This window comes from Uliginosibacterium sp. 31-12 (genome assembly GCF_030548425.1).
Classification (GTDB): domain Bacteria; phylum Pseudomonadota; class Gammaproteobacteria; order Burkholderiales; family Rhodocyclaceae; genus Uliginosibacterium; species Uliginosibacterium aquaticum.
In genome coordinates this window covers 151,538-173,181 of record NZ_JAUOOA010000005.1, presented here as the reverse complement: position 1 = coordinate 173,181, position 21,644 = coordinate 151,538, and the positions used below count along the sequence as shown (strand labels likewise).

General features: G+C 62.2%; 22 protein-coding genes and 2 tRNA genes. 6 read left to right on the top strand and 18 right to left on the bottom strand.

The window, feature by feature from the left end:
- Window positions 1-16: 16 nt before the first annotated feature.
- Window positions 17-1,186, bottom strand: a complete 1,170-nt coding sequence (locus Q3Y64_RS11490; RefSeq protein ID WP_303561942.1) for a branched-chain amino acid ABC transporter substrate-binding protein — start codon at window positions 1,184-1,186, stop codon at window positions 17-19.
- A 131-nt stretch (window positions 1,187-1,317) separates the two neighbouring features.
- Here Q3Y64_RS11490 and Q3Y64_RS11485 point away from each other — a divergent pair, with 131 nt between their 5' ends.
- Window positions 1,318-2,244: an L-lactate dehydrogenase gene (locus tag Q3Y64_RS11485; RefSeq protein ID WP_303561940.1), complete on the top strand. Its 927-nt coding sequence runs from the start codon at window positions 1,318-1,320 to the stop codon at window positions 2,242-2,244.
- A gap of 19 nt (window positions 2,245-2,263) precedes the next feature.
- Here the strand turns inward: Q3Y64_RS11485 and Q3Y64_RS11480 are convergent, their stop codons facing one another.
- The 7 genes from Q3Y64_RS11480 to tsaE form a co-directional block, all read right to left on the bottom strand.
- On the bottom strand, window positions 2,264-3,172 hold the full coding sequence (locus Q3Y64_RS11480; RefSeq protein WP_303561938.1) for a hypothetical protein: 909 nt from the start codon (window positions 3,170-3,172) through the stop codon (window positions 2,264-2,266).
- Window positions 3,172-3,741 carry a LemA family protein gene (locus tag Q3Y64_RS11475; RefSeq protein WP_303561935.1) on the bottom strand — a complete coding sequence of 190 codons (570 nt, stop codon included), beginning with the start codon at window positions 3,739-3,741 and terminating at the stop codon, window positions 3,172-3,174. The genes Q3Y64_RS11480 and Q3Y64_RS11475 overlap by 1 nt, the downstream gene beginning before the upstream one ends.
- 22 nt (window positions 3,742-3,763) lie before the next feature.
- Window positions 3,764-4,468: a fumarylacetoacetate hydrolase family protein gene (locus Q3Y64_RS11470; RefSeq protein ID WP_101941101.1), complete on the bottom strand. Its 705-nt coding sequence runs from the start codon at window positions 4,466-4,468 to the stop codon at window positions 3,764-3,766.
- A 48-nt stretch (window positions 4,469-4,516) separates the two neighbouring features.
- Window positions 4,517-5,437, bottom strand: coding sequence for a S9 family peptidase (locus tag Q3Y64_RS11465; protein ID WP_303561932.1), 921 nt, complete (start codon window positions 5,435-5,437; stop codon window positions 4,517-4,519).
- Between the two features lie 92 nt (window positions 5,438-5,529).
- Window positions 5,530-7,026, bottom strand: coding sequence for a M48 family metallopeptidase (locus tag Q3Y64_RS11460; protein ID WP_303561930.1), 1,497 nt, complete (start codon window positions 7,024-7,026; stop codon window positions 5,530-5,532).
- A 206-nt stretch (window positions 7,027-7,232) separates the two neighbouring features.
- Complete coding sequence (locus tag Q3Y64_RS11455; protein ID WP_303561928.1) at window positions 7,233-8,531, bottom strand: N-acetylmuramoyl-L-alanine amidase; 1,299 nt, start codon at window positions 8,529-8,531, stop codon at window positions 7,233-7,235.
- A complete protein-coding gene (tsaE, locus tag Q3Y64_RS11450; RefSeq protein WP_217423265.1) occupies window positions 8,525-9,013 on the bottom strand; it encodes a tRNA (adenosine(37)-N6)-threonylcarbamoyltransferase complex ATPase subunit type 1 TsaE in 489 nt (162 codons plus the stop codon). Before tsaE ends, Q3Y64_RS11455 begins: the two co-directional genes overlap by 7 nt.
- On the opposite strand from tsaE, the gene queG reads away from it, so the two are divergent.
- Window positions 9,008-10,078: a tRNA epoxyqueuosine(34) reductase QueG gene (gene queG, locus Q3Y64_RS11445; RefSeq protein WP_303561924.1), complete on the top strand. Its 1,071-nt coding sequence runs from the start codon at window positions 9,008-9,010 to the stop codon at window positions 10,076-10,078. The genes tsaE and queG overlap by 6 nt on opposite strands.
- A 52-nt stretch (window positions 10,079-10,130) precedes the next feature.
- Here queG and Q3Y64_RS11440 read toward each other — a convergent pair whose 3' ends face one another.
- The 7 genes from Q3Y64_RS11440 to tgt all read right to left on the bottom strand — a co-directional run bounded on the left by Q3Y64_RS11440 (window position 10,131) and on the right by tgt (window position 16,194).
- Window positions 10,131-10,580 (bottom strand): cytochrome c, encoded by a 450-nt coding sequence (locus tag Q3Y64_RS11440; RefSeq protein WP_303561922.1) that lies wholly within the window; start codon window positions 10,578-10,580, stop codon window positions 10,131-10,133.
- Between the two features lie 76 nt (window positions 10,581-10,656).
- Complete coding sequence (locus tag Q3Y64_RS11435) at window positions 10,657-10,983, bottom strand: DUF2322 family protein (RefSeq protein ID WP_303561920.1); 327 nt, start codon at window positions 10,981-10,983, stop codon at window positions 10,657-10,659.
- Between the two features lie 20 nt (window positions 10,984-11,003).
- Complete coding sequence (locus tag Q3Y64_RS11430; protein WP_158239139.1) at window positions 11,004-11,669, bottom strand: cytochrome b/b6 domain-containing protein; 666 nt, start codon at window positions 11,667-11,669, stop codon at window positions 11,004-11,006.
- 106 nt (window positions 11,670-11,775) lie between these two features.
- On the bottom strand, window positions 11,776-12,714 hold the full coding sequence (gene secF, locus Q3Y64_RS11425; RefSeq protein WP_101941092.1) for a protein translocase subunit SecF: 939 nt from the start codon (window positions 12,712-12,714) through the stop codon (window positions 11,776-11,778).
- A 17-nt stretch (window positions 12,715-12,731) separates the two neighbouring features.
- The gene (secD, locus tag Q3Y64_RS11420; RefSeq protein ID WP_170021018.1) at window positions 12,732-14,582 is read right to left on the bottom strand and encodes a protein translocase subunit SecD; all 1,851 of its coding nucleotides are present in this window, start codon (window positions 14,580-14,582) and stop codon (window positions 12,732-12,734) included.
- A gap of 103 nt (window positions 14,583-14,685) precedes the next feature.
- Entirely contained in the window at window positions 14,686-15,009 is a 324-nt protein-coding gene (gene yajC, locus Q3Y64_RS11415) for a preprotein translocase subunit YajC (RefSeq protein WP_101941090.1), read from the bottom strand.
- A gap of 75 nt (window positions 15,010-15,084) precedes the next feature.
- Complete coding sequence (gene tgt / locus Q3Y64_RS11410; protein ID WP_303561913.1) at window positions 15,085-16,194, bottom strand: tRNA guanosine(34) transglycosylase Tgt; 1,110 nt, start codon at window positions 16,192-16,194, stop codon at window positions 15,085-15,087.
- 184 nt (window positions 16,195-16,378) lie between these two features.
- On the opposite strand from tgt, the gene Q3Y64_RS11405 reads away from it, so the two are divergent.
- Genes Q3Y64_RS11405 through Q3Y64_RS11395 form a run of 3 tightly spaced genes read left to right on the top strand, consistent with a single transcriptional unit; the run spans window position 16,379 to window position 19,533 of the window.
- Complete coding sequence (locus Q3Y64_RS11405; protein WP_216821652.1) at window positions 16,379-16,882, top strand: DUF3302 domain-containing protein; 504 nt, start codon at window positions 16,379-16,381, stop codon at window positions 16,880-16,882.
- A gap of 1 nt (window position 16,883) precedes the next feature.
- On the top strand, window positions 16,884-18,107 hold the full coding sequence (locus tag Q3Y64_RS11400; RefSeq protein WP_101941088.1) for an HlyD family secretion protein: 1,224 nt from the start codon (window positions 16,884-16,886) through the stop codon (window positions 18,105-18,107).
- Window positions 18,108-18,120: 13 nt separating this feature from the next.
- Window positions 18,121-19,533 (top strand): efflux transporter outer membrane subunit, encoded by a 1,413-nt coding sequence (locus tag Q3Y64_RS11395; protein WP_303561909.1) that lies wholly within the window; start codon window positions 18,121-18,123, stop codon window positions 19,531-19,533.
- A gap of 22 nt (window positions 19,534-19,555) precedes the next feature.
- On the opposite strand, the gene queA is transcribed toward Q3Y64_RS11395, so the two are convergent.
- Window positions 19,556-20,593, bottom strand: coding sequence for a tRNA preQ1(34) S-adenosylmethionine ribosyltransferase-isomerase QueA (gene queA, locus Q3Y64_RS11390; RefSeq protein WP_303562176.1), 1,038 nt, complete (start codon window positions 20,591-20,593; stop codon window positions 19,556-19,558).
- Window positions 20,594-20,643: 50 nt separating this feature from the next.
- On the opposite strand from queA, the gene Q3Y64_RS11385 reads away from it, so the two are divergent.
- Window positions 20,644-20,728, top strand: a tRNA-Leu gene (locus Q3Y64_RS11385).
- Between the two features lie 161 nt (window positions 20,729-20,889).
- Here Q3Y64_RS11385 and Q3Y64_RS11380 read toward each other — a convergent pair.
- Together Q3Y64_RS11380 and Q3Y64_RS11375 are read right to left on the bottom strand one after the other, a co-directional pair.
- Window positions 20,890-20,979 (bottom strand) — tRNA-Ser (locus tag Q3Y64_RS11380).
- 55 nt (window positions 20,980-21,034) lie between these two features.
- Window positions 21,035-21,631 (bottom strand): phosphoribosyltransferase family protein, encoded by a 597-nt coding sequence (locus Q3Y64_RS11375; RefSeq protein WP_303561907.1) that lies wholly within the window; start codon window positions 21,629-21,631, stop codon window positions 21,035-21,037.
- Window positions 21,632-21,644 lie beyond the last annotated feature (13 nt).

Genomic DNA, 21,644 nt, shown 5'->3' with positions numbered 1-21,644 from the left:
ATTTCTGCGCGGCGCTTTACTCTGCGATGGTTTCCATCACTTCCCATTTGCCGCCCACGACCTTGTAGACCGTAATGCCGCCATTGGCGAGGTCGCCCTTGGCGTCATAGGCGATCTTCGGTGCGGTCACGCCTGCATGCTCGATCGCCGCCAGCACCGGCAGGTATTTCGCGGCCTCGGTCGAGTCGGCCTTGAGCATGGCGGCAATCAGGATACGCGTGGCGTCGTAGCCATAAGGGGAGTAGATCTCGGGCTCACCGAAGCGGGCCTTGAAGCGGGTGACGAAATCCGGGCCCCCGGGCATCTTGTCCATCGGCAGGCCGGCCAGCGAGGCGATGGTGCCATCGGCAGCGTCACCGGCGAGCTTCAGGAAGGTATCGGAGCGGGTCATCTCGCCCGACAACAGCGGTGCATTGAGGCCGATCTGCTTGAGCTGCTTGGCGAGCGGGCCGGATTGCGCATCGGTGCCACCAAAGAAGATCACGTCCGGCTTCTTGCCCTTGATGCTGGTCAGGATGGCCATGAAGTCGCTGGCCTTGTCGGTGGTGAATTCGCGTGCCACCACACTGCCACCGGCGGCCTTCACGGCCTTGTCGAACTCGTCGGCGAGGCCTTGGCCATAGGCCGTACGGTCGTCGATGACAGCCACTTTCTTTGCACCGAGCTTGGCCACCACGAACTTGCCCATCACCGAGCCCTGTTGGGTGTCGGAAGTCATCGAGCGGAAGGTGGTCTTGAAGCCTTGCTGGGTGAAGGCTGGTGCGGTAGCCATGGCGATCTGCGGCATGCCAGCATCGGAATAGACCTTGGAGGCGGGAATCGAGGTCCCCGAGTTGAAGTGGCCGATCACGCCGGCTACTCCGGCATCCAGCACGCGCTGGGCGACCTGGGTGGCGGTGCGCGGGTCGGCCATGTCGTCTTCGGCGACCAGCTCGAATTTCACAGCCTGACCACCGATCTGCGGGTTCAGCGCATTGGCATCATCGAGGGCGAGCTGCACACCGTTCTGGTAGCCCTTGCCATAGTGAGCCTGGGGGCCGGTGAGCGGGGCGGCGAAGCCTATTTTGACCACCCGTGCGGCGTTGCTGCTTGCGCCCTCTTCCTGTTTCGGCTTGCAGCCTGCAATCGTGAAGGCGAGTGCAACGGCTGATGTGGCGAGCATGAACTGCGAGAGGCGAGCGAGCATGGCAAGGGTTCCGGGCAGAGGATGCATGAAAACCCAGATCTTGCCGTATCCGTCTCCGTACGGCTACGGATAGGATCAAGCGACCTGCAGGTTTAGACTGCCTGCAAGGCACTCAGATGAAAGGACAGGGCATGAAGGTATCCGTGATCGGCATGGGGGCGGTGGGCACCGAGATCGTCGGTTTGCTGCTCAATGTGAGCGAGGTGACCGAGATCGTGGCTGTCGACAAGAACCGCGGCAAGGCCGAGGCCGAGATCTGGGATTTTGCCCACACCACGGCCTTTACATATGCCAAGAATCCTGCCCTGGTCGCTGGCGACTATCCGGAGACGCGCGGCAGCGACATCGTCGTGATCACGGCCGGGGCCCAGCTCCAGCAGGGTCAGACGCGTGATGATCTCACCCGCATCAACAGCGACATCCTGCGCGGCATCATCGGCGAGGTGGAGCGCTACTCGCCCGGCGCGATCGTGATCAACGTGACCAACCCAGTCGACGTGATGACCCAGGTGATGTTGCGCGCCTCTTCCTACCCACGCGAGCGCCTGATTTCGGCAGGTACCCTGATCGACACGGCGCGCCTGATCCGCATCGTGGCCGAGCATGTGAAGGTCGATCCGAAGAATGTGGTCGGCTATCTGCTGGGCGACCATGGCGCGACCGGCTTCGTGCCCTGGAGCCTGGTGAACGTGGCCGGGCTGGATATCGCCAGCTACTGTCGCTTGAACGGCCTGCCGCCACCGGATCATGCGGCCATTCGGCAGCAGACGCTGGACGCCGGTTTCCGCATTTTCGAGCGCAAGGGCAACACCAATCACGGCATTGCGGCCAGCGTGTTCCGCATCATCCGCGCGATCGAGGCCAACGAGCATTCGGTGCTGCCGCTGGGGGTGCTGCTGCAGGGCGAGTACGGCGTGGAGGATCTGGTCATGAGCGTGCCCTGCGTGGTGGGGCGCAGCGGAGTGCAGCGGGTGCTGAACTACGAATTCACGCCAGCCGAACAGAGCGAGTTCCAGCGATCGGAAGCGCATCTGCGCGCCTTGCTGGCGCTGACCTGAACTGCCCGTGTAAGCCTGCTCAGGCGTGGCTTGCCAGCCAGGCCGTGATCAGCAAGGCGAGGAAGAAGGCGGCCAGCATCATTTGATGGCGACCCTGCAGGTTGGCGATGACCTGTTCGCGCGGGTGATCTGAAATCACGAAGGGGCGGCCGTCAGCGGGTTCGCGCAGGCAGTGGTAGGGAGGGAAGTCCGCGGCCGCCTCGCGCTCGGCCAGTACTTCTGTGCGTGCGGCTGCCCGGGCGCGTTCCCATTCGGCCTGGTCCAGCTCGCCGTTGCGATCCGTATCGAACTGCATCAGGCTGCTGCGGTCCCGTTTCCAGTCAGTGAGCTTGTTGCGCAGCTCGGCTTCGGCGGAGGCCCGGTCTTCGATCGGGCGGCGGGATTCGAAATGGCCGATGGCGAACAGCCGGGTGCCCGGGATCAGCAGCCATTGCGTGCTGCGGCAATCATCGAGGCGAATCTCATCCTTGTGCACTGCCTCGATACGCGCATCGCGCGGATCGATGCTGCAGCGATTGCCGTCTTCGTCTTCGAGGAAGAAGCTGGCGTCGCTGGTTTCATCGCGCTCCACATGCCAATGCCCTTGGCCATCCTTTCTTCGCTGCACGATGCGATACCACAGGCAGGGCAGGTAGTTGAGCGGCGAGCGCAAGGGCTCACCCGGCAGGGCACGGCCAATGCCTTCGATGGCGATGTAGCCCTGGGGCGCGCTGGCGATCGGGGCGCTGGGCGTATCGGCGTAGTGGCGGTAGCGGCGATAGGCACCCATCCACAGGCAGAGCAGGCTGGCGGCCAGCAGCAGGGCGAGCTGCCAGGGCTGTGGGCGCTGCGCTTGCAGCCCAAGCCACAGGATGTAGCCCAGCGCCGCGGCCAGTGCCGGTAGCAGGTCGCGCAGGAGCGAGCCGAGGTCGGGAGGCGCCTGGCGCATCAGCCCTTGAAGAGCTGGGCGATATTTACGTCAGCCTTCTCGGTGGCAGCGAATTCGAGCAGGGGCTGCAGGCCGAAGCCGCACAGGCGGGCGATCAACAGGTCCGGCAACTGTTCGACACGCACGTTGTTGAGATTGACGGCCTCGTTGTAGAGCTCGCGGCGATCTGCGATGCTGTTTTCCAGCCCACTGATACGCCCCTGTAGCTGGCGAAAGTGCTCGCTGGCACGTAGCGCCGGATAGGCCTCGGCGACAGCGAAGAGCTGGCCAAGGCTCGCGCGCAGGCTGTTTTCGGCGCTGCCCAGGGCTGGGATGTCGTGCTGCTCGCGGGCGCTGGCTACGCCAGCGCGGGCACTGATCACGCGCTCCAGGGTCGCCTGCTCGAACTGCTGGTACTGGCGGCAGACTTCGACCAGCTTGGGCAGCTCTTCATGGCGCTGACGCAGTACCACGTCGATGTTGGCCCAGGCACGGGCAACACCGTGCTTGAGATTGACTAGGCCGTTATAGAGCAGCACGCCGTAGGCGAGCACGAAGATCAGGATTCCAAGGGCGATCCAGCCAGTCATGAAGATTCTCCGAGGGTGGGGCTCAGGCAGCGACCGGGCCGATACGGGTGGTCAGGCGACCGACGCCGGCAATTTCACCCACCAGCAGGTCGCCCGGCTGAATCGGCCCGACGCCAGCCGGCGTGCCGGTGAGGATGATATCGCCCGCCTGGAGATCGAAAAAGGCCGAGAGGCGGCTGATGATCTGCGGCACATTCCAGATCATGGCCTTGAGATCCGAGTCCTGCTTGATCTCGCCGTTGACCGTGAGGTGGATGCGGCCGCTGGCCGGATGACCGATGCTGCTTGCCGGATAAATGGCTCCGCAGGGGGCGGAGTGATCAAAGCCCTTGGCCACATCCCAGGGCGCGGCCTTGGCGCTGAGCTGCTTCTGGATGTCGCGGCGAGTCATGTCCAGCGCGACGGCATAGCCGAATACGTGGTCGAGAGCGCTGCTTTCGGGGATGTTGTAGCCACCGGACTGCAGCGCCACGGCGAGCTCCAGTTCGAAGTGGTAGTTCTGGGTGGCAGACGCGTAGGGAATCGTTGCGCCATCCTGCTCGATGGCATCGCGCGGCTTGGTGAAGAAGATCGGGGGCTCCTTCTCGTCGTTGCCGAGTTCGCGAATGTGTTCCAGATAATTGCGCCCGACGCAGTAGATGCGTCGTACGGGGAAATGCGCATGGCTGCCGGCAACCGGAAGGGAGACGACGGGCGGGACAGGCAGGACAAATTCGGTCGGGCTCATGGCAGTTCCTGAGTGAAGGTAGCTGCCATTATGCCTTGGGTGGGGCGCTCAGCCTTCCTGGGCAGCTATGGGCTGGCCAACGATGCGGTGTGCGTGGCGCAAGCCGAGGCGGGCAAGGAAGTCGTCAAGGATGGGTTGCCAGATGTGCTCGCCGCGGGCGAAGAGGGCATGGCCGTTATCGCCGAAGGCCGGCAGCAGGCGCAGTTCAGCCCTTCCGCCGGCGGCGGTGTAGGCGCCATGCCAGCGTTGCGCCCATTCGGGTGCGAAGAGCCGGTCGTTCTCGGTGTACAGCCACAGGCTAGGGCTGCTGGCTTGGGCGCCAAACTGGCGGAAAGCCTCGGCGAGGGCCTCCGGGTTGCAGGGCTGGCCCGGGTGCAGCTCGGCATCCCCGCCATGGCCGCCGGCAAAGTTGATGGTGGCGGTGAGGCCCACAATTCCGCGCGCGCTGCCAGCGAGGCTGCCTAATCCGCCGACCGACTGGCCGAGCAGGATCAGGTGTTGCGGGTCGATCCAGCTTTCCTGGCGCAGGCGCTCGACGACGCGGGCGATCTGCGCGCCAGCGGCATCCAGGGCCGGCTCATACGCACTCAGGGCACAGCGGTTGCTGATGTTCTCCGGATCGCCGGCGGCGGCACTGGCGCCGTAACCGAGGCGGGTCGGGACGGCCACGGCAAAGCCACGACTGAGGAAGTAGCGGCTGGCGGATTCGAAGCGATAGCGCTGGACGGCGTCGCGACGCTGGCTGTCACGGCCGTGATTGATGACAACCAGTGGAAAAGGGCCGGCGCCCTCCGGGCGGAATACCGTGACGAGCATTTCGCCCCGTACCCCCCGCCCGAGCCAATCCTGGCTGTTGATCGGCTCGTGCAGCACGCTTTCTCTATATCGCAGCTCTCCAGCCTGGGCGGCTGCGCTGAACAGGCCGCTGGCAAAAAGAAGGGCGGTGAGGAGGCGGAAAGCGAGGCGCATGGGCGACTCCGGAATCACATGCGAGCGACTCTAGCGCAAACCCCGTATGCCCCGACGGGCAACAAATGAAAACTATGGTGTCCAGCCCGTTTTCAGGCCACCCTGTCGTTGAGGCGTTCGCCCCACAGCCGGGCATTGTCTTCATCGCCCCGCTGGCGGTAGAAATGCTCGGCTTCTAGGCTGGCATCTGCACACAGTTCGCGGTTGCGCCGCACCGCCAGTTGGAGATAGTGGGTGAGTGCTTCGTCACCACGCTCGCGCAGCAGGCGGGCGGCGGCCATGGCGCTGTCGGCCGAGCCATGCGGATGGTCGGCCGCCTGGCAGAGCAGCGGCAGGGCTTCGTCCTTGCGCCCCAGCGTGTCCAGTGCCAGCGCATAGTGGCTCAGCTCTTCGGGGCTGAGGCTGGCGGCGTCGCGCCCCTGCATGCGCTGCACGGTTTCTCGGGCCGAGGCGGCCGCGTGATGGTGCAGACGCCAGGTTTGCTCGTTGTGGCTCAGCCAGAGCTCGTCGAACTGTTGTTGCAGGCGCGGCAGAAGGTCACCGAGCAGAGACTGAGCGGCGCTATGTACCGCGTTTGGTGGCAGTTCGGTGCCGGTGTCGAGGGCCAGGATGCGATCGCGCAGGCTCGGGTGGGTGTCCTGAGCACCGGTGTAGTGTTGCAGTGCTTCGTCAAACCAGCGCTGGGCATCCTCCTGGGACAGGCCCAGGTGCAGGGCGGTACGCATCGCGGTGTGCGGCAGGTAAGGCGGGTGCTGCTTGCTGCTGGCCTGCGACCATAGATCCTGCCAGAAGCGCTCTTCGATGAAGCGGCCGCGGATGGCTTGGGCGATTAAGGCATCCGCCATGGTTTGCGCACCAACCACGCTGGCGGCCAGGCGATCGGCCTCGTACTCATCGCGACGAGCCTGCACCAGGCTGTAGGCCTGGAAGAGCGGGATATAGCCACGCAGGAAGCGGGTCAGCATGGCTTCGATGAGACTGCTGTCGTGGCGGAATGAGGCTTGGACCTGCGACCACAACAGGCGGGTGTGGTAGATCCAGGTATCCAGGCGGCCGTGCTGGCGCGAGAGATGGGCGTATTCGTGTGCCAGGATGGCGGCGAACTCCTTGCGGGAGAGCGCCTGCATCAGCGGCAATCCGATGATCAGGGTGTTGTGGTGCCAGCCAAAGATGCCCAGCCGAGGCGCCTGGAAAATGGCCGCATTGAAAAGGTCGTTCACCACCACACGGTGGATCGGCGGGCCGCCGAGCTTGCTGCGGATTTTTTCGATTACCCCGAAGAGTTGCGGCGCATCGGCGGGCAAGAGCGCCTGGCCTTGTGGTGCGGGCAGGTTGATGCGGGTGGAGCGCCACAACATGATGCCGGCAATGCTGCCTAACAGCAGCAGCTTGGCCCCCTGCAGGGCTTCATCATGGACGAGTTCGGTCAGCCCCCACAACAGGAGCAAGGATGAGAGCAGCAGCAGTGCAAGGATGTAGAGGTGGCCCAACGCAGTGAGGGCGAGCAGTTTGATCCGGTAGAGTTCCGGGCGCTGCTCGCTTTCGCGGTTGAGGCGGGCGACAAGTTGTTCGAATTCCCGAGGCGGCATGGGTGGGTGTTGCGAAATGGATGCAGATCCATCCGCAAGCCCTGTGCCATGCAGGTGGTTGTGATATTTATCACGCGTTTGCGCCTGCAGACGGGCATGCGGGGCATTCGGCTTGCCGTCAGGCGGAAGCCGGGGTGACGAAGAGCGTCACAATTTTGCCAAATTTCCAATTGCTGAAGAATTTGCGCGGGTGTTGCGCGGGCTTCTCAGGCCGGGCGGGTGCTGGCCAGCGGCGGATTTTTTGCGAAGTAACGCTTGATGCCGCGCAACATGGCCTCGGCGAGGCGGTCCTGATAAGCCTCGTCATTGAGACGTTTTTCTTCTTCCGGATTGGAGATGAATGCGGTCTCGACCAGCAGGGAGGGGATATCCGGTGCCTTCAGCACGGCGAAGCTGGCCTGCTCGACCTGGCCCTTGTGCAGTTGATTGACGTTGCCAAGCTCGCCAAGGACGGACTTGGCAACCTTCAGACTGTCATTGAGGGTGGCCGTTTGCGACAGATCGAGCAGGGTCTTGGCCAGATGTGCATCCTTGACGCCGAGATTGACGCCACCGACCAGATCGGCTGCGTTTTCCTTGTTGGCCAGCCAACGTGCGGCAGTGCTCGTGGCGCCCTTGTCGGATAGCACGAAGACTGAGCTGCCGCGCGCTTCCGGGCGGATGAAGGCATCGGCGTGAATGGATACGAACAGGTCGGCCTGCACCCGGCGGGCTTTTTCGACGCGTTGCTGCAGCGGTACGAAGAAATCCGCGTCGCGCGTGAGCATGGCGCGCATGTTCGGCTCAGCATCGATTTTGGCCTTGAGGCGTTGGGCCACATCGAGGGTGATGTTTTTCTCGAAGGATCCCTTGGCGCCTACGGCTCCAGGATCTTCGCCGCCATGGCCGGGGTCCAGCGCGATGGTGATCGGGCGTACGTTACCGCGTGCCGGTTTGATCGCATCCTTCTCGGCTTGAGCCGGGCGAGGCGTTTCGTGCGGGTTTGCCGCCGGCGCTTCGGGGCTTGTAACCGCGGCTGGCGAATCCTTCTCGAGCAGGGCCAGCAAAGGGTCGACCGGCTGGGTCGGATAGAGGTCCAGCACCAGGCGGGGGCCGTAGCTGCCGGCCGGTGGCAGGGTAAAAATCTGCGGATTGATCTCGGCTTTCAGCTCGACCACTAAGCGCACCACGCCCGGGCGATTGCGACCGGCACGGAGCAGTTTGATATAGGGATCATTGTCCGAAATCTTGCTGGGTAGGCTCTGCAACACGCTGTCGAACTCGACGCCTTCCAGATCGACGACCAGACGCTCCGGGTTCTTCACGATCTGGTGGCTGTAGCGCACCGAGTCTGCGTATTCGAGAGTGATGCGGGTGTAATCACGGGCCGGCCATACGCGTACCGCCAGCACGCGCGAGGTGCCCTGAGCCAGACCCACTGGTGTCACCAAGAGCGTCATCAAACCGGCTGCGGCCTTCAGCAAGCGGCGGCGGGGCGGAGCAAAACGCTGGTCTGAATTCAGCATGGCAGGCAGATGTCCTTCAGGCAGGCTGCGCCGCGCGGGCTGCGGGCGACAAGGCTGGCCAGGCGCGCTTCACCGGCCACTTGCAGATGGATCTCGAGATCGGGCTGTGGAACGTAGGGCAGAGCTTTGTCGGCCCATTCAACAAGACATACGCCCTCGCCACCAAAGTATTCGTCCAACCCCGCTTCGAGAAATTCATCTGCATGCGTGAATCGATAAAAATCAAAGTGATACAGCGCAATTCTAGAAACAGCATAAACTTCTATCAAGGTGTAGGTGGGGCTCTTTACACTTCCTGTGTGGCCCAGCGCCCGCAACAGGCCGCGTGTCAGCGTAGTCTTGCCGGCACCCAGGTCACCCGCGAGCCAGATCACCAGGCCAGGCGCCAGCACGGGTGCGAGTGCCGCACCGAGGGCTTCAGTGGCCGCTGCATCGGCAAGTGGCAGGCGCTGGGCGCAGGTATCATCGCTGGCGTGATGCATCCCGATTCCTTGATTCCTCAAACTGATGAACTACTCCGGCAGATCCGGAGCTGGGCCCGCGAGCTGGGCTTTGCCGGGCTGGGTGTGAGCGGCGTTGACCTTGGCTCGGCCGAGCAGGGTTTGCTCGACTGGCTGGCTGCCGGCTTCCACGGCGGCATGGATTATATGGCTCGTCACGGGCTCAAGCGTGCCCGTCCGGCAGAACTTGTGCCGGGCACTGTCAGCGTACTCATGCTGCGCATGGATTATTGGCCGGAGCCGGATCTAACGGAGGCTATCCGCCTGCAAGGCGAAGCTGGCCGCGCCGCGATCTCGCGCTATGCGCTGGGACGTGATTACCACAAGGTCTTGCGCACTCGCCTGCAGAAGCTCGCTGAGCGCATTGCTGCGGTGGTCGGTGACTACGGTCATCGGGTTTTCGTCGATTCCGCTCCGGTACTGGAGGTGGAATTGGCCAGCCGGGCCGGCCTCGGCTGGCGCGGCAAGCACACCTTGCTGATCAACCGCGAGGCCGGTTCCTTCTTTTTTCTGGGCGAGATCTATGTGGATCTGGCCTTGCCGCCGGATACCCCGGTCCGCGCGCACTGTGGCAGCTGTACGGCTTGTATCCCCGCCTGTCCAACTCAGGCCATCGTGGCGCCCTACCGGCTCGATGCGCGGCGCTGTATTTCCTATCTGACCATCGAGCACGCCGGTCCCATTCCGGAAGCCTTGCGGCCGCTGATTGGTAACCGTGTCTATGGTTGCGACGACTGCCAGCTCGCCTGCCCCTGGAACCGTTTTGCGCGGCTGACTCAGGAGCCGGATTTCGCGGTGCGCAACGGGCTCGACCGGGCCACTCTGGTCGAGCTGTTTGCCTGGCGTGAGGATGAGTTTGCGCAGCGTCTGGCGGGTTCCCCCATTTACCGTATCGGCCATGAGCGCTGGTTGCGCAATCTGGCGGTCGGGCTGGGCAATGCACCAACCAGTCCAGCGGTGCTCGAAGCCTTGCAAAGCAGGGCTGACGATCCGTCACCACTGGTGCGTGAGCACGTGGCCTGGGCATTGGCACGACACGGACGCTGAAATGAAAAAGCCGATGCGCGGGCATCGGCTTGGGGCTTGCTGCTTATCCGACTTATTTCATGCGGTAGTCGTCGTGGCAGCCCTTGCAGGTCTTGCCCAGATCGGCCAGTGCAGTCTTCAGGGAATTCAGATCGCCGGAGGCGGCGGGCAGGCTGCGCGCCGAGGTGCTGAACTTGTCGAAGGCAGCCTTGAACTTATCGGCTTCGCTCCAAATCTTCGGATCAGCTTTGGTCGGTGCGCCCTTGTCGGTGCCGGGGCCATAAGCACCCGCGGCGAGCGGCAGATCAGAGAGATCGGCAATCGTGCTGGCGTGACGCTGAGCGAGTTCCTTGTTGAAGGGCAGATCGCCCTTGGCCATGGCGCTGAGTACGCCGACGCTGCGGGCGGTGACCGTCATGGCGGACTGGCGGTATTTGATCTGGTCTTCCGGCTTGGCTTGCGCAAAAGCGGCGCTGATCGACAGGCTGGCGATAGCGATGGCGGCGAGATGCTGAATCTTCATTGCGTGTCCCTCTTGGGTGGTGGCTGCTGCTGGAGTCAAAAGTGCCGGGGGCGGCACCCTTCAAAACGGCCCTGCTTCAGGAGCCGGATTCTGCAAAGACATGGCGTACGCGCAAAACGTTCCCGTCGCGGGCCAGCGAAATCAGACGGTCGATGTTGGGATGCTTGCCCGGGTTCTGACGTGCGTCCTCAGTATGTTCAGCATAAAGCTCAAGCCCTTTGCTGGCGGCCTCGGTGTTCACGGCGCCGAAGAACTGGGCCAGATGGTTGTAGACGGCGAGCGAGCCGATCTGGCCCGGCTTGTGTTCGATGGTGGCGATGACATTGCCTTCTGCGTCGAGCAGTTGCAGGGCCGCCAGATGGGATACGCCGGGGAGTTGCTTGAGGTTGTCTGCGAAAGCCATTTTCGGTCAGGGAAACAAAGTTACAGGGTGACGATGAACCAGACCACGCCGGCTGCTACCGCCAGCGTGATCAGCCCAAGCAGGGCGGAGCCGCCATTGGCGTCCTGGACCGGCGTTTCTGCCGGCACTTCCTTGCTGCCGGTTAGCATCGGTTTGATCAGGTTATCGCGCTTGACGAAGCGGTAGAACAGGATGGCTGCTAAGTGCAGGCCGATCAGGGTGAAGATGATGCCAGCATTGGCTTCATGTGCTTCGGCCAGGATGCTCGCGATCTCACCGCTGACGAACTTGAATAGAGGCCCTTCGAACATGATTTCATCGGAGAGGAAGAGGCCCGATCCGGCCTGGAACAGCAGCACGGCGAGCAAGCCCACCACAGACAGGGCGCCCAGCGGGTTGTGGCCGACGGTCGGACCTTTCTCGTTTTTCATCCTCTTCACGTAGCTGAGGATGCTGGCCGGGCTGCGCAGGAAGTTTGCGAAGCGTGCGTGCTGGCCGCCTACGATGCCCCACAACAGGCGGAACACCAGCAGGGTCAGCACGGCGATGCCGAAGCGCTGGTGCCAGTCGATGTTGTCGGCAACTTCAATGCTGATCACCGCGCCCGCAACACAGAGGAGAAGGCTCCAGTGGAACAGGCGCAGAGGCAGATCCCAGACCTTGATGCGACGAGTGCTGACAGTCATGAAAGATTCCTTGTGCATTCAGTCTTATAAATGATGGCAGAAGAGCTGTAAAAGACAAACGGCTCCCTTGTGGAGCCGTTGTTGCGTGGAACGGGATAATGCCCGCTCAGACGACGGCCTCTTCCTTCTCTACCTTGGCCTTGATGAACTGCTCGCGCGACACGCCCAGCCACATTACCAGCGGGGCTGCCACCAGCACTGAGGAGTAGATGCCGAAGCAGATACCGATGGCCAGTGCCAGAGCAAAGAAATGCAGGGTGGGGCCGCCGAAGAAGAACATCGACAAGGCCATCATCAGGGTACAGGCGTGGGTGATGATGGTGCGGCTGATGGTGCTGGTGATGGCGTGGTCCAGCACTTGTGGCACGGTCAGGCCGCGCATGCGGCTGTTGCGGAAAGTTTCGCGCACGCGGTCGAAAACCACCACCGATTCGTTCACCGAGTAGCCCAGCACCGCCAGTACGGCGGCCAGCACTGGCAGCGAGAACTCCCACTGGAAGAAGGCGAAGAAGCCCACGATGATGATTACGTCATGCAGGTTGGCGATGATGGCCGATACGGCAAAACGCCACTCGAAGCGGAAAGCCAAGTAGATCACGATCCCCAGCACGACCATCAGCAGCGCCATGGCGCCATCGGTGGCGAGCTCTTCGCCGACCTGCGGGCCGACGAACTCGACCCGGCGCAGCTCGCCCTTGGGGCCCGGTACGGCGGCCAGGGTAGCCATGACCTTGTCGGAGACCTTGCTCGAGTTTTCGGCGGCGCGGTTCGGCACGCGCACCATGATGTCGCGCGATGAGCCGAAGGTTTGTACCTGGGTGTCGGTGTAGCCAGCCGCTGTCAGTGCGTTGCGCAGCGGATCGAGCTGCGGTGCTTCGGCGTAAGTGACTTCCATCACGGTGCCACCGGTGAACTCCACCGACAGGTGCAGACCCCTGTGGAAGATGAAGAACACGGCCAGTACGAAGGTGATCAGCGAAATTGCGTTGAACACCAGCGCGTGACGCATGAAGGGGAGGTCATTTTTGATGCGGAACAGTTCCATGTTTTCTCTCCTGGCGCTTATTCAGCAGTGGCACGCCAGACTTGGCCGATGGCGAGCTTTTCAAGCTTGCGGCGGCTGCCGTAGACGAAGTTGGTGATCATGCGCGAAACCATCACGGCGCTGAACATCGAAGTCAGGATGCCCAGGCAGTGCACCACCGCGAAGCCCTTGACCGGGCCGGAGCCGAAGGCCAGCAGCGCGATACCGGCGATCAGCGTCGTCACGTTGGAGTCAAGAATCGTGTCGAAGGCGTGCTCGTAACCGGCCGAGATGGCTGCTTGCGGGCTGGCGCCGTTGCGCAGTTCCTCGCGGATACGTTCGTTGATCAGCACGTTGGCGTCAATGGCCATCCCGAGCGTCAGAGCGATAGCTGCAATCCCGGGCAGGGTCAGGGTGGCCTGGAACAAGGACAGCAGCGCAATCAGCAGCAGCACGTTGGCGCCCAGGGCCAGCGTCGAGATCAGGCCGAAGAGCATGTAATACACGCACATGAACACGGCGATGGCAACGAAGCCCCAGAGTGTCGACTCGAAACCTTTCTTGATGTTCTCTGCGCCAAGGCTCGGGCCGATGGTGCGTTCTTCGATGATGTCCATCGGCGCAGCCAGCGAGCCGGAGCGGATCAGGATCGAGAGGCGGTTGGATTCTTCGGTGCTGAAGGCGCCACTGATCTGGAACTGGTTACCGAATTCACCCTGGATGGTCGCGACCGAAATGGCTTCTCCCTTGCCTTTTTCAAACAGGATGATCGCCATGCGTTTCTTGAGGTTCTCACGGGTGGTATCGCGCATCACGCGGCCACCGGCTGCATCCAGGCGCACCGAAACGACCGGCTGCTGGTTCTGCGAGTCGAACGAGGCCTGGGCACCGACGAAACGGTCGCCGGTCAGCACGACCTGTTTCTTCACGACTACCGGGTAGCTTTCGGTGCCCCGAGTTTCCGGGAAAACATCGGTGCCGGCTGGCGGGCTCATCGGATTGGCGTCCTCCGCTACCAGGCGCACTTGAAGGGTGGCGGTACGGCCAATCAGATCCTTGGCCTTGGCGACGTCCTGCACGCCAGGCAGCTGCACCACGATGCGGTCCGCCCCCTGTTGCTGGATGACCGGTTCGGCCACGCCGAGTTCATTGACCCGGTTGTGCAGAGTCACCATGTTCTGCTTGATGGCGTCTTCCTGGATGGTGCGGCGACCCTTTTCGGTCAGGCTGCCGATGATCAGGAATTCGCTGCCATCCGTGCGTTCAACCAGCTGGAAATCGGTGCCGCGCGCATCACGTATGTAGCCGCTGGCTTTCTTGCGGTCGTCCTCGCTGCGCAGGCGTACGACAAGGGTTTCGCCTTCGCGGTTGATGCCGCCATGGCGCAGGTTCTTCTCGCGCAGCAGGCTGCGCAGGTCGCCAGCCGTGGCGTCAAGCTGCTTGGTTACTGCGCCCTTCATGTCCACCTGGAGCAGGAAGTGCACGCCACCGCGCAGATCGAGACCCAAATACATCGGCAGCGCACCCATAGAGGTGAGCCATTGCGGGCTGGCCGACAACAGGTTCAGCGCCACCACGAAACCGGGGTTCTGGGCATCCGGGTTCAGAGCGTGTTCGATCACATCACGCGCCTTGAGCTGGATGTCTTCGTTGGCCAGGCGCACACGCAGCCCCGCCGGATCGCGAATCAGGCCCGTGGGTTCAATGCTGGCGGCGGATAGTGCCGCAAGCACCTGGCGTTCGATATTGCTATCGACCTTGGTGGTCGAGCGGGCAGCCGAAACCTGAACGGCCGGTACTTCACCGAAGAAGTTCGGCAGGGTGTAGAGCAGGCCGAGGACCAGCACAAGGCCGATCAACAGGTTCTTCCAGAGCGGATAACGGTTCATGGTGAATGACTGGGTAGGAAGTGACGCGAAACAGAACGCGAAGCGGGACGCGGCGTGGCGCAAGGGCTGCATGCAAACGGGGGCTGGCGCCCCCGTCAATGCATTACGCGCCCTTCAGCGTGCCCTTGGGCAGCACGGTGGCCACGGCCGGTTTCTGCACCGAGATTTCCACGCCGCTGGCGATTTCGATCTTGACGAAGTTCTCGCCCACGCTGGCAACCTTGCCGGCAATACCGCCGCTGGTGATTACTTCGTCGCCTGCAGCCAGTGCGTCGAGCAGCGACTTGTGTTCCTTGGCGCGCTTCTGCTGCGGGCGGATCATCAGGAAGTACAGCACCACGAACATCAGGATCATGGGCAGCAGGCCCATCCATCCGCCGGTGGGGTCGGAAGAGGCAGCAGTCTGTGCGAAAGCGTCGGAAATCATGGTCAGGCTCCGTAAATGGGGTCTTTAAGGCGGCCGAGTATAACAGCCCTTGCGGGCAGGTCGGCCTGAGCGAAATCAGGCACCGCGCTGCCGCTCCGCCGCAAAACGCAGCTGGAATCCGGCGTAGTCATCGGCTTCGATGGCGGCACGGATTTCACGCATCAGATGCTGGTAGTAATGCAGGTTGTGGATGGTCATCAGGCGCGGCCCGAGCATTTCCTGGGCGCGATCCAGATGGTGCAGATAGGCGCGCGAGAAATGGCGGCAGGTGTAGCACTCACAGCTCTCGTCGATCGGGCGGGTGTCCTGCTTGTGCTTGGCGTTGCGGATCTTGAGATCTCCCCAGCGCGTGAACAACCAGCCGTTGCGGGCATTGCGGGTAGGCATCACGCAGTCGAACATGTCGATGCCCTGTGACACGCCATATACGAGATCTTCTGGCGTGCCGACGCCCATCAGGTAGTGCGGCTTGTCCGCCGGCAAGCGCGGGCCGGTGTGGGCCAGTACGCGGTAAAAATCTTCTTTCGGCTCGCCAACTGACAGCCCGCCGATGGCGTAACCGTCAAAGCCGATCTGCTGCAGGCCTGCCAGAGATTCGTCGCGCAGATCTTCGTACATCCCCCCCTGGACGATGCCAAAAAGGGCGTTGCGGTTCTCGAGTTTGTCGTGTTCGTCACGCGACCGGCGTGCCCAGCGCGCCGACATGCGCATCGATTTGGCAGCCTCATCCACGCTGGCGGGGTAGGGCGTGCACTCGTCGAAGATCATCACGATGTCGCTGTTCAGGCCGTGCTGGATCTGCATCGAGATCTCGGGGGTGAGGAAGAGCTTGTCGCCATTGATCGGCGAGGAAAACTTCACGCCCTCCTCGGTGATCTTGCGCAGAGCTCCGAGGGAGAACACCTGGAAGCCGCCCGAATCGGTGAGGATGGGTTTGTCCCAACCCATGAAGCCATGCAGACCACCGAACTGCTTGAAAACTTCCATTCCCGGGCGTAGCCACAGGTGAAAGGTATTCCCCAGGCAGATCTGGGCGCCGATTTCCAGCAACTCGTGCGGGCTCATGGCCTTGACGGTGCCATAGGTACCTACGGGCATGAACACCGGCGTTTCGACGATGCCGTGCGCGAGTTGCAGGCGGCCGCGGCGGGCTTGGCCTGAAGTGGAGAGAAGCTGGAAATGCATGGCTGGGCGTGGGCGACAGGCATGTCGCCAAGACTTGAAACAGGTTCGCAAGGATACAGGATCTCGCCTGCGGGGCGCTCTAAGCCGGTGTTGCGGCGCAGCGACACCAGGTCGGGAGCATGCGAGTGTTGAATTAGTATCCGTTTGGATACCGTTCTGTTTGACCATGACCGGAGAGTTGCTCATGAAAACCTCGTCGCTGCAGCGCTTGTTGCGTTGCCTGCCCTTGTTGTTGATCGGTGCCCTGCCGCTGGCTGCTGAAGCCAGCTTCCTGCATGGGGAAGCACTCGATGCCGTGGCCGACTTCATGGCCGTGGTGGTGCTGCTCATCGTGCCACCAGTGGTCATCGGTCTGTTCTGGATCGTGCATGTCCTGCCTGAAAAGATTGCGCACAAGAAGCACCATCCGCAGACCCCCGCGATTACCACTTTGTGCCTGCTGTCGCTGGTGTTCGGTGGTCTGCTCTGGCCTCTGGCCTGGTTGTGGGCCTACACCAAGCCGGTGTTGCACAAGGCCGCTTATGGAACGGATAAAAGCGATGAGTTCCATGACAAGGAACGTCTCGCAGCCACCGAGAAGGGGCTGGCACAAGTCTCTGCCGCCGAGAAGGCTGACGTGGCTGCTCTCATGCAACGCATTGCGGCGCTGGAAACGCGCCTGAATCAGACTCAAGGGGGGGCGAACTGAGATGGATATCCTGCTACTCGGTATTTATTCCGCCATCGTCTGGTTTGTCTTCATCAAGAAGAAATGGCTACCTTGGAATCTGACTTCGCAGGTGATTGTGGTGACCATTCCGGTGATTGCGCTGACCGTGATGATCCTGACCCTGAACGTAGTGGCGCCGTCTTCTTCAGATGTGCGGGTATTCAAATACACCGTCCCCATCGTGGCCCAGGTGCGTGGTCGCGTGATCGAGGTTCCGGTCGAGGAGGGGAATCGCCCGGTCAAGAAGGGGGATGTGCTGTTCCGCATCGATCCGACGCCTTACCAGCAGGCCGTGCGTGGCTTCGAAGCGCAGCTGGCGAATGCCGAAGGCAATCAGCGCCAGCTGGTTGAGCAACTCAAGGGCGCCAAGGGTAAGGTCAGTGAAGCCCAGGGTGGCATTCAGGCGGCCAGTTCGCGGGTGCGTGAAGTGCAGGCCAAGCTCGAGTTGGCCCGCAAGCGGGTGGAGCAGAACAAGGAGCTTGTTGCGACGGGTGCCGGTAATCGTTTCGATCTGGAGAAGGCCGAGACGGATCTGAAAGAGGCGGAAGCCAATCTGGATGCGGCGCGCAGTGCCGAGGCTCAGGCACGCAGTGCCGAAGTGCAGGCCCTGGCCAGCCAGACCCAGGTCGAGCAGAAACTGTCGGCCAGAGTGGGCAATGATTATGCCGAAGTGGCCGCCATCCGCTCCCAGCTCGATAACGCCAAGTGGGAGCTGGATCAGACCACGGTGCGCGCGCCGGTTGATGGCTATGTCGTTAACCTCCAGCTGCGTCCGGGCGCCTTTGTGGCGGCCATGCCTTTTAACGCGGTTATGAGTCTGGTGGAAACGAGCGGGCAGGTGGTGGCCCTGTACGGCCAGAACGAGTTACATCAGATCAAGCCGGGCAACGAAGCCGAGTTCGTGCTCTATACGACGCCGGGCAAGGTCATCAAGGCCAAGGTCGATTCCATTATCTGGGCCCAGGGCCAGGGTCAGATGCCTCCCAGCGGGACCATGCCAATGACCGGTGTGCTGACGGCTCCACCGGGACGTTTTGCGGTGAAGTTCGACGTGGCCGAGAAAGACAAGGATCTCTTCATGGCCGCCGGTGCAGCGGGTCAGGCGGCGGTGTACACGGATTCGGTGGCGGCTATCCACATTTTGCGCAAGGTGTTCATTCGCGTTAGCGCCTATACGAACTACCTGGTGTTGAAGCTGCACTGAGCGGGAGAGCCTGATGGATAAGACTTCATTCATGCGGCCAGCCCTGTTGCTGGCGCTGGCATCCGCCTTGGGCGCTTGCGCCCTGACGACTCCGCCTGCGGCAGACGAGCTGTATCGGCAGGCCCTGCCGGCGGCGCCGCTGCCGGGGCAGTGGCAGGCCGCAGCAATCGGTGCGGTGGTGCCGGGCTGGCTGGATCAGTACCAGGATCCGCAACTATCGGCATTGGTTGCCGAGGCCTTGCTCAACAATCCTGACCTCAAGGTTGTAGCCAGCCGTGTCGAGCAGGCGGCTGCGTATGCCAGGGTGGCTGGCTCCTCCTTGCTTCCGCAGGTGAATTTTATCGCGAAGGATGGCTTGGCTCAGTCTGGTGGCGACGGTTCCGGCATAAGTGTGGTGGGCTTGTTTGCTAGCTGGGAGCTGGATCTGTGGGGGCGGGTGCGTGGTGGGCGTGAATTTGCGTCGCAACAGTATGCTTCGGCTGTGTCGGATGCGGAGTACGCGCGCCAATCGCTAGTCGCGCTGGTGACTAAGAGCTATCTGCAGGCGATCGAAGCTGGGCAGCAGAAGCAGCTTGCCCGGAAAATGCAGGAATCTTCTGCCCAGCTGCTGAAATACGCCGAGGAGCGCCAACGCATTGGGCGAGGTGATGGTCTGGAAGTGGCTCAGGCTCAGGTCGCGTTGCAGGGCTATTTGGATGCCGTGCAGCAACTAGAGCTGGCTGAGACCCAGGCCGTGCGTGCGCTGGAAGTTGCGTTGGGGCGTTATCCCGGGCAGTCGCTGAAGTTGCCCGCCCAGCTTCCACAGGTGGCAGGCGACATTCCGGCCGGTTTGCCCTCCGAGTTGCTGGAGCGGCGCCCGGACGTGATTGCCGCACAGCGGCGTGTGGCGGCAGCGTTTGCGCGTGTGGATGAGGCCAAGGCAGCCCGCTTGCCGCGTCTCTCATTAACGGGGAACGTCAACGCCATTTCCAGTGATGTGTTCCTGCTCAAGGAGCGCGACAATCCGGTTTGGGGGCTGGGCGCGAGTCTGCTCGCACCGATCTTCACTGGCGGGGCGCTGCAAGGGCAGGTAGAAGTCCGCAGTGCCGAGCAGAAACAGGCCGTGGCTGAATATGCCAAGGTGGGCGCGAGAGCCTTCGCTGAAGTCGAGAACGCGCTCTCTGCCGAGATCTCCGCCCGCAAGCGCACGGCCATCCTCACGCGCAGTGCGGCCGAAAACCAGCGTGCGCTGGATTTGGCCGGTGTGCGGGTGAAGGTCGGCTCGGGCGATATGCGCGCCCTGCAGCAGCAGCAACTGGCCACCTATGCGGCGCAGTCTGCCCTGCTGCGCATGCAGAGCGAATTCCTGATGCAGCGCACGAATGCCTATCTTGCACTGGGTGGTGGCTTCGAAAGCCCTGCTGCGGACGCTGCCGGAAAATCCTGAGCCCAACCTCTTCCGGGCGCGCTCAGCGCGCCCGGTTCAGGAACATCGCGTCACCATAGCTGAAGAAGCGATAACGGTTTGCGATGGCATGAGCATAAGCCTGGCGGATCGTATCGACGCCCGCCAGCGCCGAAACCAGCATCAGCAGGGTCGATTTGGGCAGGTGGAAGTTCGTGATTAGTGCATCCGCTACGCGGAACTCGTAGCCGGGCATGATGAAAATGCCGGTTTCGTCGCTGCCAGCTCTCACTTCTCCGTGTTGCGCGGCAGACTCCAGCGCGCGCAGCGCGGTTGTTCCCACACAGATCACCCGTCCGCCGGCTGCCCGCGTGGTGGCTATCGCATCCACCGTGTCCTGCGGAATGCTGTAGTACTCGCGATGCATCTGATGCTTTGAGAGGTCGTGCTCGCGCACCGGCTGGAAGGTGCCGGCGCCGACGTGCAGGGTCACAAAGGCGCGACGCACCCTCTTGGCATCCAGTGCTTCAAACAGCTCGTCATCGAAATGCAGGCCTGCCGTGGGGGCAGCCACGCTGCCCAGCTCACGCGAATACACCGTCTGGTAACGGGTTTCATCGCCCGAATCGGCGCTGTGCTCGATATAGGGCGGGAGTGGCAACTTGCCGTAGCGCTCGATGTAATCGACGGCCGAAGCGTCGGTCGGAAAACGTAACTGGAAAAACTCCTGATTTGCGCCGGCGCGGCCAATTACTTCAACGTCAAAGGCCTCCATCAGCCGGATGCGTCCGCCCGGTTTGGGGGATTTGCTGGCCCGGATCATGGCCAGCACTTCGTGATCTCCAATCGGGCGCTCCACCATCACCTCAACCTGACCACCACTTTCCTTGTGGCCGAAGAGGCGTGCATGCAGTACACGGCTGTCATTAAGAACAAGCAGATCGTGGGCGCGCAGCAATCCGGGAAGGTCGCGGAATACAAGATCTTCAAGGCTGTCGGGGCCTGCGACCAGCAGACGCGAGGCTGAGCGATCGGGCAGCGCTGTTTGCGCGATCAGTTCCGGGGGCAGAAAATAATCAAAATCGTCGAGCGTGAGCATGATTCGGCTTGAGTTACAGCGAGGCTTGAGCCATAATCCGCGCCTCCTCCCGTGCCGGGATGGCGGAATCGGTAGACGCAGCGGATTCAAAATCCGCCGCCGCAAGGTGTAAGGGTTCGAGTCCCTTTCCCGGCACCACAGCAAGCCCCTCAGGTTTTCCAGGTTTTTCCAACACTCCCCGTCTTTTCCTCGCCGCCACGGCGTCAGCCGCTGATTTCTTGCGTTGCGTGCAAGGCTTTGGCAATTCGTGACGGGAAAATAAAAAAGCGCCTCAGGAGGCGCTTTTTTATTTGCATCAGTGGCGGAGAGGGTGGGATTCGAACCCACGGTAGGCTTACACCTACGCCTGATTTCGAGTCAGGTACATTCGACCACTCTGCCACCTCTCCGCGAGCCGCGCATTATATAGGGCTTGGCGCGTTTGTCTAGCTTTTACGGCAGCTTTCAGCCTTTGTGGAGAATCGCCTTGCCATCGATCAGTGCGTCAACCTGAGCCAGTGTGACAACGGGGACGCCGGCGGCTTCGAGCATCTTGTGGCCTTGCTTGAAGCTCTTGGCAACTAGGAAGGCGGCGGCGACTGGCGTGCAGTTGGCTTCCTTGGTGATTTCTACCAGGGCGGTGGCAGTGCGGCCGTTGGAGAGAAAGTCATCAACGATGGCAACGCGCAGACCCGGCGTGAGGTATTTCTGGCTGACGACCATCTTGACTTGCCCGCCCTTGGTGGGGGACGGGATCACACGCGAGATAGAGGGGATCTCGACATCCGGATGGTATTTCTTGCCATAGACCATCGGCACATCCAGTTCGAGGGCAACCATCAGGCCTGGCGCGATACCGCTGGCTTCGGCGGTGAGGATCATGTCTGGCTTGAACTGGCGCAGACGGACGGCAATTTCGCGGGCCATGCGCTGCATGAAGCCCGGTTCGATGCGGTGGTTCAGGAAGTGGTCGATCTTGAGGATTTCGTTGCCCTGGACGATGCCTTCGCGTTCGATACGGTCGGCGAGTTCAGGCATCGGGCTGTTCAATGAGACGGTCATGGTGGTTGTACGT

Excerpts from the sequence above, each read along its gene's own strand:
- secD (WP_170021018.1), bottom strand. The coding sequence starts at position 14,582 with ATGAACCGTTATCCGCTCTGGAAGAACCTGTTGATCGGCCTTGTGCTG.
- secF (WP_101941092.1), bottom strand. The coding sequence starts at position 12,714 with ATGGAACTGTTCCGCATCAAAAATGACCTCCCCTTCATGCGTCACGCG.
- Q3Y64_RS11375 (WP_303561907.1), bottom strand. The coding sequence starts at position 21,631 with ATGACCGTCTCATTGAACAGCCCGATGCCTGAACTCGCCGACCGTATC.
- Q3Y64_RS11475 (WP_303561935.1), bottom strand. The coding sequence starts at position 3,741 with ATGACTGGCTGGATCGCCCTTGGAATCCTGATCTTCGTGCTCGCCTAC.
- Q3Y64_RS11400 (WP_101941088.1), top strand. The coding sequence starts at position 16,884 with ATGGATATCCTGCTACTCGGTATTTATTCCGCCATCGTCTGGTTTGTC.
- Q3Y64_RS11440 (WP_303561922.1), bottom strand. The coding sequence starts at position 10,580 with ATGAAGATTCAGCATCTCGCCGCCATCGCTATCGCCAGCCTGTCGATC.
- Q3Y64_RS11430 (WP_158239139.1), bottom strand. The coding sequence starts at position 11,669 with ATGACTGTCAGCACTCGTCGCATCAAGGTCTGGGATCTGCCTCTGCGC.
- Q3Y64_RS11490 (WP_303561942.1), bottom strand. The coding sequence starts at position 1,186 with ATGCTCGCTCGCCTCTCGCAGTTCATGCTCGCCACATCAGCCGTTGCA.
- queG (WP_303561924.1), top strand. The coding sequence starts at position 9,008 with ATGCATCCCGATTCCTTGATTCCTCAAACTGATGAACTACTCCGGCAG.
- Q3Y64_RS11470 (WP_101941101.1), bottom strand. The coding sequence starts at position 4,468 with ATGAGCCCGACCGAATTTGTCCTGCCTGTCCCGCCCGTCGTCTCCCTT.
- Q3Y64_RS11460 (WP_303561930.1), bottom strand. The coding sequence starts at position 7,026 with ATGCCGCCTCGGGAATTCGAACAACTTGTCGCCCGCCTCAACCGCGAA.
- Q3Y64_RS11480 (WP_303561938.1), bottom strand. The coding sequence starts at position 3,172 with ATGCGCCAGGCGCCTCCCGACCTCGGCTCGCTCCTGCGCGACCTGCTA.
- Q3Y64_RS11485 (WP_303561940.1), top strand. The coding sequence starts at position 1,318 with ATGAAGGTATCCGTGATCGGCATGGGGGCGGTGGGCACCGAGATCGTC.
- Q3Y64_RS11435 (WP_303561920.1), bottom strand. The coding sequence starts at position 10,983 with ATGGCTTTCGCAGACAACCTCAAGCAACTCCCCGGCGTATCCCATCTG.
- Q3Y64_RS11465 (WP_303561932.1), bottom strand. The coding sequence starts at position 5,437 with ATGCGCCTCGCTTTCCGCCTCCTCACCGCCCTTCTTTTTGCCAGCGGC.
- Q3Y64_RS11405 (WP_216821652.1), top strand. The coding sequence starts at position 16,379 with ATGAAAACCTCGTCGCTGCAGCGCTTGTTGCGTTGCCTGCCCTTGTTG.
- tgt (WP_303561913.1), bottom strand. The coding sequence starts at position 16,194 with ATGCATTTCCAGCTTCTCTCCACTTCAGGCCAAGCCCGCCGCGGCCGC.
- tsaE (WP_217423265.1), bottom strand. The coding sequence starts at position 9,013 with ATGCATCACGCCAGCGATGATACCTGCGCCCAGCGCCTGCCACTTGCC.
- Q3Y64_RS11455 (WP_303561928.1), bottom strand. The coding sequence starts at position 8,531 with ATGCTGAATTCAGACCAGCGTTTTGCTCCGCCCCGCCGCCGCTTGCTG.
- Q3Y64_RS11395 (WP_303561909.1), top strand. The coding sequence starts at position 18,121 with ATGGATAAGACTTCATTCATGCGGCCAGCCCTGTTGCTGGCGCTGGCA.
- yajC (WP_101941090.1), bottom strand. The coding sequence starts at position 15,009 with ATGATTTCCGACGCTTTCGCACAGACTGCTGCCTCTTCCGACCCCACC.